This window comes from Lactobacillus sp. YT155 (genome assembly GCF_030504545.1).
In the GTDB taxonomy this organism is placed as follows: Bacteria; Bacillota; Bacilli; order Lactobacillales; family Lactobacillaceae; genus BQUT01.
In genome coordinates this window covers 89,446-102,046 of the sequence record NZ_JAUKWP010000003.1, presented here as the reverse complement: position 1 = coordinate 102,046, position 12,601 = coordinate 89,446, and the positions used below count along the sequence as shown (strand labels likewise).

Annotated in this window: 8 protein-coding genes; 2 read left to right on the top strand and 6 right to left on the bottom strand. The window is 34.7% G+C overall.

The features are described 5' to 3' along the window. Positions 1–162 precede the first annotated feature (162 nt). Together Q2T76_RS04585 and Q2T76_RS04580 are read left to right on the top strand one after the other, a co-directional pair. Complete coding sequence (locus Q2T76_RS04585; protein WP_302084348.1) at positions 163–1,506, top strand: NCS2 family permease; 1,344 nt, start codon at positions 163–165, stop codon at positions 1,504–1,506. A gap of 18 nt (positions 1,507–1,524) precedes the next feature. Beyond that, positions 1,525–3,303 (top strand): adenine deaminase C-terminal domain-containing protein, encoded by a 1,779-nt coding sequence (locus tag Q2T76_RS04580; protein WP_302084347.1) that lies wholly within the window; start codon positions 1,525–1,527, stop codon positions 3,301–3,303. Between the two features lie 16 nt (positions 3,304–3,319). Here Q2T76_RS04580 and Q2T76_RS04575 read toward each other — a convergent pair whose 3' ends face one another. The 6 genes from Q2T76_RS04575 to Q2T76_RS04550 all read right to left on the bottom strand — a co-directional run bounded on the left by Q2T76_RS04575 (position 3,320) and on the right by Q2T76_RS04550 (position 12,596). Next, complete coding sequence (locus Q2T76_RS04575; protein WP_302084346.1) at positions 3,320–3,775, bottom strand: low molecular weight protein-tyrosine-phosphatase; 456 nt, start codon at positions 3,773–3,775, stop codon at positions 3,320–3,322. A 288-nt stretch (positions 3,776–4,063) separates the two neighbouring features. Continuing rightward, the gene (locus Q2T76_RS04570; RefSeq protein ID WP_302084345.1) at positions 4,064–4,384 is read right to left on the bottom strand and encodes a PTS lactose/cellobiose transporter subunit IIA; all 321 of its coding nucleotides are present in this window, start codon (positions 4,382–4,384) and stop codon (positions 4,064–4,066) included. Between the two features lie 233 nt (positions 4,385–4,617). After that, complete coding sequence (gene tyrS / locus Q2T76_RS04565) at positions 4,618–5,868, bottom strand: tyrosine--tRNA ligase (protein ID WP_302084344.1); 1,251 nt, start codon at positions 5,866–5,868, stop codon at positions 4,618–4,620. A 234-nt stretch (positions 5,869–6,102) separates the two neighbouring features. After that, a complete protein-coding gene (locus Q2T76_RS04560; protein WP_302084343.1) occupies positions 6,103–7,668 on the bottom strand; it encodes a MucBP domain-containing protein in 1,566 nt (521 codons plus the stop codon). Positions 7,669–7,687: 19 nt separating this feature from the next. Beyond that, positions 7,688–9,040, bottom strand: coding sequence for a MucBP domain-containing protein (locus tag Q2T76_RS04555; RefSeq protein WP_302084342.1), 1,353 nt, complete (start codon positions 9,038–9,040; stop codon positions 7,688–7,690). A gap of 16 nt (positions 9,041–9,056) precedes the next feature. Further along, complete coding sequence (locus tag Q2T76_RS04550) at positions 9,057–12,596, bottom strand: SpaA isopeptide-forming pilin-related protein (protein ID WP_302084341.1); 3,540 nt, start codon at positions 12,594–12,596, stop codon at positions 9,057–9,059. Between the last annotated feature and the right edge of the window lie 5 nt (positions 12,597–12,601).

The following is a 12,601-nucleotide window of genomic DNA, read 5'->3' as shown; positions in this document are numbered from 1 at the left end:
CTTTAAAATTATCTTATCGAATTTTGTTCGCTTTTACAAGAAATAAGACATATTAAATTTGTTTTAATTTATATATTTCATCAATTCACGAACTTAATTAAAAATAATTCTTGAAATGTTCATAATTTTCTGCAATTATAATACTACAAAAGGGAGGATATTATGAAAACTACTACAGAATCTGGTTTTTCAAATAACGTGGACAATTTTTTTGAAATTTCAAAAAATAATTCCACTATCAAAACAGAGGTGACTGCTGGTATTACCACTTTTGCTTCAATGGCTTATATTTTGTTCGTTAATCCGACAATCTTGGGCCAAGCTGGAATGGATAAAGGCGCTGTCTTCACGGCAACTATCATTTCATCCATTATCGGTTGTTTCTTAATGGCATTTTATGCGAACTACCCCATTGCAATCGCTCCAGGTATGGGTGATAATGCATTCTTTACCTTCTCAGTTGTGCTAGTTATGGGTATTCCTTGGCAAACAGCGATGGCCGGGGTGTTAATTGCTTCGATATTATTCTTACTTATTTCGGTCTTCAAAATTCGTGAAATTGTAATTGATGCGATTCCTAATGATTTGAAATTGGCCATGGCCGCAGGAATCGGAATTTTTGTAGCTTTTGTTGGATTACAAGGTGGCGGTTTGATTGTTAGCGACAAATCTTCACTTGTTGCCATGGGACCTTTGACCGTTCCTTCTACTTGGTTAACAATTATTGGTCTATTCATTATTGGTTTCTTGATGGCTAAAAAAGTTCCCGGAGCAATTTTTCTAGGAATGATCTTGACAACAATCTTAGGATTAATCACTAAGATAATTCCACTACCATCAAAAATAATTTCTTTTGCTCCAAGTATGGATAACACCTTTGCTGTCAGCATTCGTCATTTAGGTGATATTAGTTCGCCCCAATTGTGGTCGGTGGTGCTAATTTTCTTATTAGTCGCATTCTTTGATACTGCCGGAACCTTAATTGGTTTAGCTCAACAAGCTGGCTTTATTAAAAACAACAAAATGCCTCGCATTGGTAAAGCCTTGATGGCTGATTCAGTTTCTATGGTAAGTGGTGCTATTTTGGGAACCACTCCTACTGCCGCTTACGTAGAATCTTCTACCGGAATTGCGGTTGGTGGTAAAACTGGACTTACATCGTTCGTAACTGGATTATTATTCTTTGTTTCTCTTATCTTTTCACCATTACTAGAAATCATTACTTCTCAAGTTACCGCTCCAATTCTGATTATCGTTGGTGTATTAATGGCCTCATCTCTTAAAGACATTCATTGGGAAAAATTTGAAATTGCTTTACCAGCATTTTTGACCGTTATCTGTATGCCTTTAACTTATAACATTTCCTACGGAATTGCCTTTGGCTTCATCATTTATCCATTAACAATGATCGCTTCAGGAAAAGCTAAAAAAGTTAGTCCGGTCATGTATGGATTATTCTTTGTCTTTGTTTTATTACTTTATGTAATTAACGTTTTACCAAAATAAAAGGAGAACTAATATAATATGGATCTACAAAACTTCAAGAATTTAATCGACGCTGCTGGTGCAAAAATTCCAGCTGATTTAGTTATCAAAAACGGTCAATTAGTCAACGTCATGACTAAAGAAATCTACCCCACTCAAGTGGCTATCTATCAAAACAAAATTGTTGCTGTTGACGAAGATGTGTCCGACTATATCGACGACAACACTAAAATTTTTGATGCTCAGAATAAATATATCCTCCCTGGTTTCATTGATGGTCACATTCATGTCGAATGCAGCAAATTAAGTATGACTAGCTTTTCAAACGCCGTAATTCCTCATGGAACTACCAGTATCGTTTCTGGATTAGATGAATATATCTCAGTAGTTGGTACTGATGGTTTAGAAGAAATCTTTGCGGAAAATGACAATCTCCCACTCAAAACTTTCTGGGGTTCACCATATAAGACTCCCTACACAATGCCTAAATCAACGGTTGCCTTTAACATAGATTCATCTATTCAAGCCCAAACCTTAACTAACGAAAATTGTTATGGTGTATGGGAATTAGTTAGAGAAGCAGTCATGACTCAAGACGAAGATACTCTAAAGACTCTTCTTGAAGCACAAAAGAATCATCAACCAATTTTCGGTTGTTCTCCTATGGCTCAAGGTGTTGCTCTTAACCAATATCTAGCTAGTGGTGTTCGCTTAGACCACGAAAGTTACGATCATAAGGAAATGCTTGAAAAAGTTCGTAAAGGGCTGTACGTAATTATCCGTGAATCTTCAGTTACTCATTTTCTTGAAGAAAACATTAAAACTATCACCGAAGATTGTCCTGAAGCAGCACGTTTCGTCAGTTTTTGTTCTGACGACGTTACCGCCAGCGACTTGCTAACTAAAGGGCACATCGATCACATCGTTAGACTTGCTATCAAACATGGTGTTGATCCAATTACTGCTATTCAAATGGCAACTATCAACAGTGCTCAAGCTTATCAAATCGAAAGCCAAGTTGGTTCAGTTAGTCCGGGTAGAGATGCAGATATATTATTAGTAGATGACTTAAACGAATTATCAATTACCGATGTGTTTGCTAAAGGAACTCATCAAGCAACTAATTACGAAATGGATCAAGCAAACGTTGCTCCTACTCGTTCACAAAACCTTGCCGGTAGTATTCAAGCCGAATTAACTACGGCTAAAGATTTTGAATATACAGTAGATATTGATGATGGAACTGCTCAAGTAACAGCAATCAAGAGTGTTGGTCCGTTCGTTCGTCACAAACAAGAAATGAACGCAATGGTTAAAAATCATATCGTACAACCTAATTCAGAAAATGATTTGGCAATGGTGGCTGTTTTAGAAAGATATGGCAAGAACGGCAATAAAGCTCTCGCCTTTGCTACCGGTTGGGGTCTTAAAAAAGGAGCCATGGCTTCTTCTTCTGCAGCCGATGACAACAACATTATTGCTCTTGGAACCAATTCAGCCGATATGTCATTAGCAGTTAATACTCTAATTGAAAATGGCGGCGGACAAGTCATCGTCGTTGACGGTAAAATAATTAATCTACTAAGACTTCCAGTTGCTGGGATAACTTCAGATGAGTCTCCACAAAAAATTGCCGAATACGAACAAGACTTCTTTGATAGTGAAAAAGAATTAGGGAGTAATCTTCCCGATCCCATGTTTTATATGTCCTTTCTTTCGGTTACCGCAATCCCTGATATTGCAATTACTGATGTCGGACTTACCGATTGTATTGAATTAAAAATCTTAGATCCAATTATTTCCACCAAAAAAGACTAGCAATTTGCTAGTCTTTTTATTTAGTCATCTTCTCCAACCAAATTGGCAAAATTCCTACTAAATCATTATAAGTTCTTTCAAAATTTTCATCGTACCAAGGATCTTTAATTGAATATGGCTTTTCTAATACCGAAGTCGCTAAATATATCTTTGCTTCAGTTTCAGAATCCGGAGCCATTTGTTTTAAATCAATAATATTTTGTTCGTCCATACCCAGAATATAATCGTACTCTTTATAGTCATTCTCAGTTATCTGTTGAGCAGTATGATTTATAGTTGGAACCTTCTTTTCTTTCAGCTTTTGGATAGCTAAAGGATGGGGAGAATTGCCAATTTCATACGTTGAAGTCGCCTTCGAATTAACTTTAATCTCATTTTCAAGATTTTTATTGTTTACTAAATCTTTCATCATCATTTCTGCCATCGGAGAGCGACATATGTTCCCTAAGCAGACAAATAGGATTGATTTCATTTTCTTCACCTCACGTTATAATTATAGATAATTTAATATTTCCTACTCATAATTCGAATTAATTTAAAAAGTTTTTAATTATTTTACGAAAATCCCTTGCATTAAAATTCGCTAATGGATATAATTAGAGAGTAAATACTTGAGGTCCCCCTTTTTCCTCAATATTTATAACATAATATAATACTCAGTGTTCCCCTTTTAACACTTGATTGATATTATATATTTTCCCCTAAATGAAAAGCTAGTAGCGGTTACGCTACTAGCTTTTTTTGTGTGAAAATTAAATTATTACTTATTATCTAATTTTTTATATAAATCAACAACTTCACCAGCTAAATCTCTGAATGTGATGGCATTCATCATATGATCCTGAGCGTGAACCATCAATAATGAAACTTCTGTATGTTCACCTTGTGCTTCTTTAGTTAACATATCAGTTTGAGCATTATGAGCTTCTGAAAGCGCCTTATCTGATTCTTTTAGTTTTTCATCAGCTAAGTCAAAGTCACCTTTCTTAGCTGCTTTGATAGCTTCAAATGCCATGCTTTTAGCATTTCCACCATTTACAATTAAGCCCATTGCTGCTTCTAAGTTATTATCGTTTTCCATGTAATACACCTCAACCTTTTATTTCAGAGATTTAGTATTTGCTAAAACCCTTACATTATTATCATACCATAGTAATATTCATTTTTTTAATTTCATTTCTCGAAGACTTCCGCACATATAAATCAAATATTTTTTTACATATCTTGCTTTATTCATTCGTCATCACTTTAAATAATTGACTTGGTAAATATTAAGAAAATATGAAGGATTTCAAGAGTTATCCACAGGGTGAACTAGTTTACTTTTGCAAGGAAGTAATTTTTCTTTCCTCGACGAATAACAATGAATTTCCCGTCAAATGAGTCACTTGGATTGATTGTTGTTTGAACATCCCTTACCTTCTCACCGTTAATGGAAATAGCACCGTTAGTCACATCTTCACGAGCTTGACGTTTAGAAGAGTCAACCTTAGCTTCAATTAACAACTCAACAATATTAATTGGCTCACTACTAATTTCAGCAGATGGTACCGAGTTGAAGGCTTGTTGAACTTCATCTACAGAAAGTGCTTTAATCTCACCTGAGAATAATACTTCGGTGATCTTTTCGGCTGATTTTAGTCCTTCTTCACCATGAACAAACTTAGTTACTTCAGCGGCTAATTTATGATGTGCTTCACGTTTTTCTGGTGCGGCTGCGAGTTTTTGTTCGTATTCACCAATCTCTTCTTGTGTCATGAAGGTAAATAACTTCATGTACTTGATAACATCGCGGTCGTCTTGATTTAACCAAAATTGATAGAATTCATATGGTGAAGTTTTTTCTGGATCTAACCAAACAGCACCACCAGCCGTCTTACCAAACTTAGTTCCGTCAGCTTTTAATAATAATGGAATTGTTAGTCCGTAAACTTCAGTGTCTTGCCCTTCAATTCGGTGAATCATATCGATTCCGGCAGTGATATTACCCCACTGGTCGCCACCACCGACTTGTAATTGAATATCATGATTCTTGTGTAGTTGGTAGTAATCAACGGATTGCAAAATTTGGTAAGTGAATTCGGTGAAAGAAATTCCCGATTCCAAACGACTAGCTACGACATCCTTAGCTAACATAGTATTAATATTGAACAATTTACCGTAATCACGAAGAAAATCTAATAGTGAAATTTTTGAAAGCCAATCGTAGTTATTAACCATTGAGATATTTTCACTAGCAAAAATTTTCTTAGCTTGGGCTGATAAAGCATCCACATTATGTTGAACTTGTTCCATTGTTTGTAATTGGCGTTCAGTCTTACGTCCTGATGGATCACCGATACTACCTGTTCCCCCACCAATTACGATATATGGATGATGTCCCATTAATTCAAAACGTTTCATCATCATAAATGGTAATAAGTGACCAATATGCATGCTATCACCAGTTGGATCAACTCCACAGTAGAGTGAGATTGATTTTGATGAAACTAATTTTTCCAATCCTTCTTCATCGGTTTGTTGATTAATAGCTCCACGCCATTTCAATTCTTCAATAATATTCATAATATTCCCTTTCTGTACAAAAAAAGTCCCTGTTATAAACAGGGACGATTTTATCGCGGTACCACCCAGATTCAGGCACATAGTACCTGCACTCTTGTTATTTAATTTTAGTATTTCAATAATTAACCTGCATAGCTCACACCAACCGCTATTTCTCTGAACACTGAGTTAATCATCTACTTGCTTACAGAAAAATACTAACGAATAAAGAAGTGGTTGTCAATGAGAAGGATTCTATTCACTTCTTTTTTTCTGTAGAAAATTGACACCAGTTACTAGTGATAAAACACCTAATCCAGCAATTTGCAATCCAGCAGCGTAGGTTGTTTCACCAGTTTTTGGTAATTTAGTTTTCACTGAGTTGTCAGATTTATGATTACTATTGGGTTTACTGTTATCATTTGTTTTGTCAGAATTGTCATCATTATGACCTTTATCAGGTGGTGTGACACTCGATTTATCAGCTGTATAAATATATGTTACGGTTTGCTCTTCGTCAGTAAACTGTCCAACCGCATTTCCCTTCACTTCTTTAAAGGAATATCCTGTGATGTCTTTTTGTTCGGTTGTATACTTCTCACCAATATTTCCGGACTTTATTACATCATCAGCAATGCTATTGCCTGCTTCATCAACATACTTCACAGTAATATTGCCACCTTCAACTGGCTTTACTTCGTCTTTTTCGTAAACAAAAATAACATCGCTATTAGTATTAGAAAAGACCCCTTTTACGTTATCCGGAAGGAAGACAAGATGATAGCCTTCAATGTCTTTTTGAAGATTAGTAGCATCATAACTTTCACCAATATTTCCAGATATAATCTGTGTTGATGCTAGTGTTTCACCAAAAGCAGTTTGATATTTGACATTAACTTCTGAAGTTGTAGGAATTACTTCCTTGGGTTGCCAAACATAAGTATCGGCATCTGTTGCACCGTTATAATTTTGTATGAGCTCAGACGAAGTCCAAACATTCTTCCCGTCGGGACTAGATTGCGTTCCGGTACCAACGTTTTGCCATTTACCCGTATATTCATCTTCATTACCACTAATTTCATTTAAGTCTGATTCAATATCAAATTTAAATTTTTTTCCCAAAACCAAAACACGAAGTTTTCTATCAAGTGAAAATGTTCTTAGCATATCAGTTGTATTCTCAGTATTAAAACTCTCTAAGTTGAGAACTGATAATGATTCATCTCTTTCAAACATTGATTCCATACTTTGAACGTTAGTAGTATTAAACCCACTTAAATCTAGATTAACTAGTGAATCATCAAAATAAAACATTCCTGTCATACTTGTCACATTAGCAGTGTTAAGATTTTTTACATCTAAACTTTTTAGTGAACCATTATATGCAAACATATTCTTCATATTCACCACTTTTGAAGTATCAAGATTAGCCAATCCATCGATTGACTCAAGATTATGAAATGATCCAAACATCCTTTCAGCGTTCTTGTTTAAAATCAATTTACCTTCGATATTAATTCTTTTGACTAAATCTGCATTATTTTCGCCAATATCAAAAGAAATTGAAAGTGCATTAGAACCGTCAAGAGTTCCACCAGGAATGTGTAAAGTTCCACTTGAGTCTAAAGTAATTTTCAATCCTTGCCAATCAAAAGTTTGATCCTTTGTGGATTTGATTGAATTCAATTTACTATCCGTCTGTGACAATAAAGTTTGATTGTCATTATTCTTACTTGTGGCAAATACTGTTGATGCGGTCGAAGTAGTTAACAAACTCGTAGTCAGAACTGCATATGTTGCTTTCTTTAATTTATTTTTCACTTTATTCCCCTTTTAAATCCTAGCTTGTTTTCTTTTTTGAAATAACAAATGTAAGTGAAACAATAAGCATAGCTCCTATTATTGATATTGCAGTATTAATTGCAACTTCTTCTCCAGTTTTTGGTAATTTAGTTTTCGCTGAAATGCCAGATTTATGATTACCATTGGGTTTACTGTTGTCATTTGTTTTGTCAGAATTGCCATCATTATGACTCTTATCAGGTGGTGTTATACCTTCTTTATCCGCAGTATATATGTAAGTTACTGTCTGGATTTCATTAGTAAACACTCCTGTCACATTACCTTTTATTTCTTTAAGTGTGTATCCTTTGATATCTTTTTGGTAATTTGTGACGTCATACCTTTCACCAACATCTCCAGATACAGTTTGTGTAGGTGCTAGTGTTTCACCAGATGTACTTTGGTATATAACGTTAACTTTTGAAGTAACTGGAACTACTTCTTTAGGTTGCCAAACATAAGTATCAGCGTCTGTTGCACCATTGTAGTTACTCATAAATTCTTCTGAAGTCCAAACATTCTTACCATTAGGATTGATCTCAGTCCCCGTACCAATGTTTTGCCATTTGCCCGTGTATTGGTTTATATTTCCATGATTCTTCAGGTATTCTTCACCACTAAATGTAAAATTCTTGCCTAGTTTTAGAACTCGAAGATTAGGTGTATCAAGAAACATATGCTTTTTATTGGACATTTTTCCAGTATCAAAACTACTCAAATCAAGTGTTGATAAGGATTTATTATTGAGAAACATTTTTTCCGTGGATTCTACATTTGAAGTATTAAGTCCCTTTAAATTTATATTTGCAAGATTATAATCTCCAGCAAACATGTATGACATACCTAGTACGTTAGCAGTATCAAAACTACTTAAGTCTATACTTGTTAGGGATGGATTATATGCAAACATCCATGACATACTAGTTAGCTTAGAGACATTAACTCTTGAAAGTCCTTCTATTGAAACGAGTTTTGGAAAGTTACTAAAAATAGCAGGAGAATAATCGCCTTCTTCTAAAGAATTCAAATCAAGGTCGCCTTCAATAGTGATTTTTCGAACTAGACTTGCATCTTTTCCTAGAACATAAGCAATTTCTGAGTCAGAAACATCATTTGTTGGCTTACTAATTTTTCCACCTGGAATATGCAACGTTCCATTTGAATCTAAAGTGAGTTCAATTCCTAACCAATCAAAAGTTTGTTCTTTTGTAGACTTAGTTGAATTCAATTTATTATCCGCTTGTGGTACTGATACTTGATTGTCAGCGGCCAGTACTGTTGGAACAGTTGTAGTAATTAACAAGCCACCAGTCAATACCAAATAACTTATTTTTTTTAGTTTATTCTTCACTTTGTTCCCCTACATTCTAATTAGTTTTCTTTTTTGAAATAACAAAAACAATTGAAGTAATAAGCATAATACCCACTAGTGACAATGCAGCAGTCATTGCAACTTCATCACCGGTTTTTGGTAATTTAGCTTTTGCTGAATTATCTGGTTTATGGTTATTATTTGGTTTGTTGCTATTATTATTTCCATTATTATGCGGAGGTAACTCAGGTGTATTAGGATCACTTGGATCAGGGTCTGGCTCAGTAACTTTCTTATCGTAAACATTTACAGTAGTTACTTCACCATCTCTCACTATCACTTTGTGAATTGTTGAATCTAATTCGTAACCTTTTGGTGCTTTTGTTTCTTGTAGTTGATACTCACCAACTAGCAAATTAGGTACTATTAACACACCTTTATCATCTGTAACTCCTGTATACTCTTTACCTTCAGAATCAGTTAATTTAAATTCGGCCCCTGCTAATGTTTTTGTTTTATCATCCGCATCTTGCTTAATAACTTTTACAGCACCTTGTTTAATAACTTTCTTGTCATAGACATTTACAGTAGTTACTTCACCATCTTTTACTGTTACTTTATGAACTGTTGGATCTAACTCATAATCTTCTGGTGCTTTTGTTTCTTGTAGTTTATACTCACCAACCGGTAAATTAGGTATCATCAATACACCATTATCATTCGTAACTCCGGTGTATTCTTTACCTTCAGAATCAGTTAGTTTAAATTCAGCTCCGGCTAAATTTTTTGTCTTGTCATCTACGTCTTGCTTGATAATCTTTACAGCACCTTGACCCGTTGGAATAACTGGGTCTTCACCAATTGTTCTAATTGAAGCAATATTAGATTCAATTGCTGATTGCAAGGTACCATTAGTATCAATAGCACGAGTTGCAAAAGTATTATTCGATACTAAATCAGTATTGTAATCAATTCCTGCTGGTGTTTGAACATCTAATTGAAATTCAACTGCTTGGTTACGTTTTAAGGTATAATCTTCATCTGCTTTAAAACGAACCATAGTTACTTTTGACCAATCAGTAATCTCATCAGCAGTTAACCATTCTGAATTTTCAATATTAGCATCTAATCCTTGAGCTTCAGAAACAGCACTTGTTGAATAAAGAATCGTAAATTTAGCTGGAGTTTTTTCAATTGGACCAGTTAGCTTCATAGAAAATTCCGAACCACGATCACGGTATGGTAAGGTTGATTCACCATTAGTAATCATTTTGTCGTTAACATATGGCAATATCTCTACAGCATCAATATTAGTAAAGTCATTGTTCAAACTGTAGTTAGCAATTCTTAATTTGTATGAATATTGTTCCCCTGGTGCTGCTGCAACTTTACCAGTATCACTTAACCAATTGTCAGTTCCTTTTTGAGAAACTTTTTTGGTTACAGCTAGTTTGGCTGCTGGCTCATATTGGAAAGAATTTTCAACTTGGCAAAGACCGTCTGGTGAGTCTGTACCAGCATATAATCCATAGTTAGGTTTACTATCACTAGCGGTTCCAATGTAATAACCCTCGTTTTTTTGTTCATCCATATTATATGTGGACTTGTCATTGTCAAACACCAACATTGCCTTAACGTTATACGAATCACGATTTAGTGTTTCATTGGCAGTGATAGGAATTGAATAAGTTATAAAATCATCTTTAGTGATATCTCCGTTAGTAATATCACCTATTACGGCCGTATAACCAGTATTTCGATAGTTCTTAATTTCTTGAACATTCTTCATATTCTCCGTAGTTCCGTCTTTGCTGAGACTCACTCCATCAGGAAGAAGATAAACTATTTTTCCATTTTTAAGGTTCTTATCCTTTAAGACCTCTGAATTTCTTATACCAAATGTACTTTTTGCTGTGATTGTATTTCCAGCTAATAATTTATTGGAACTATATTCTAAACCAGCACCACTGACATTAGGAATATCTTTTCTAACTTGAGCAGCAGCAGTAACATCTACCTGTGATTTTTCAGGATTATCACTGACATAATCAACATGTAAGTTATCCTTGAAGTAGAAACGCTGTCCCTTCATATTTGATCTAATTTGCTTAAGCACATCTTCACTAACCGAACCTTGAAGATTTAAGCACAAATACCCACCGTCCTGTGAGGTTAAAGTTACCGGTGTATCAAAAACTAATTTAATACTTTTTACAACTTTTTTTTCTTTATTAAAATAAGTGGTTGTTGAAGATGTACTTCTGAAATTAATATCTACTAGCTCTTCTGAAGTGCCATCAATATAGTTAATTGTTAATCTATTATGGCTTAATTTTTCTTGCGTGTCTTTTGAGCCAGTCGCAGTTGGGAATAATTCAGTATAAACACCATAATCAGCATTGATAGTGTCAACTTGGTTAAAACTATCGTTATCAACCTCGATTGAATTATCCATAGTATCTTCAATTGATTTTACAGTTGAATTGATTTGGTTCTCAGGTTTTATGTTGTTTTCAGTTCCACTGGCCGGATAAAGACGCGACCATAACCCAATTCCTTTTGATGTTGGTGTGTAATTATCATAACTAGAATAATTATTGTCATTATTTGCATCTACCATAGCTTCCTTAGAAGCTTCACCTTCAACTGGAATTTCTTCAGGAACAGTAACCCCAAAATAGCCATCATCAGTCGAAAATGGATTGTTAGTATCTGTATCGTAAGCTAATGTCCCATGAATAGGATATTTTACATCAACTTTCGAGCCTTTTTTAATAATAATTGGTAATGATGCGTCTACTCCATGGTACCCTTCTTCATTAGGTTTACTTATAAGAGTAGCCGTTCTAGTAGTAGCATCATATGTCCAAGAATTTTTAACTGAGGTATCAAATTCCAGTGGTTCCGGAATTGTAACGGTAACTACAAAAGTGCCTGGATCAATAGTTCCTCCCCCAGTAGTTGTGACCTTTCCAGACATCTTATAATCATTTAGAAGTTCATCATTCTCATTAACTAAGCTACGATTAATTTTATCCATTTTTTTCGGTAAAACTAGTTTTTGCAACGTATCAGGATAAATAAGATCTAGTTTACCCCCATTACTCATGACTTCGCCATCACCAGAATAAGTCTTATCTGAAACCGGATAAACTGTTCCTGGTTTCATATTGTCTTTTAAGTGAACTATCAATGGAATACTTATCTCTGAACCCACATGTAAGTTCTTATAGGTATATTTAACTTGATAATTATTGGCATCTTCATTTAAAATTTCTGCCTTTTCAACATTATCATCTGTTCTTGTTAAATCATTTTCAGTTGGTTGTAAAAACTTATCCTTAGGTAAACTGATAATTGAATAAACAGTATCCGGTATGGTTACTTCTGGTTGAATAACCAGATTTTCAAATACCGTTTTCTGTTCTCCAGGTTTTACCTGTGAAGAATCCCCATCCTTTAAAATCACTTTACTTGAGAGAATCTCTTCTGGTACTGAGTTATTGCTTGTACTTTCGGCGACGGCAGTTCCTGCTTGTATAAAAGTACCTATTGAAAGCAATACCAGCATAAAGATTGCCTTTAATTTATTCATATTTT

Coding starts and splice junctions, on each gene's coding strand:
- Q2T76_RS04585 (WP_302084348.1), top strand. CDS start 163: ATGAAAACTACTACAGAATCTGGTTTTTCAAATAACGTGGACAATTTT.
- Q2T76_RS04580 (WP_302084347.1), top strand. CDS start 1,525: ATGGATCTACAAAACTTCAAGAATTTAATCGACGCTGCTGGTGCAAAA.
- Q2T76_RS04575 (WP_302084346.1), bottom strand. CDS start 3,775: ATGAAATCAATCCTATTTGTCTGCTTAGGGAACATATGTCGCTCTCCG.
- Q2T76_RS04570 (WP_302084345.1), bottom strand. CDS start 4,384: ATGGAAAACGATAATAACTTAGAAGCAGCAATGGGCTTAATTGTAAAT.
- tyrS (WP_302084344.1), bottom strand. CDS start 5,868: ATGAATATTATTGAAGAATTGAAATGGCGTGGAGCTATTAATCAACAA.
- Q2T76_RS04550 (WP_302084341.1), bottom strand. CDS start 12,596: ATGAATAAATTAAAGGCAATCTTTATGCTGGTATTGCTTTCAATAGGT.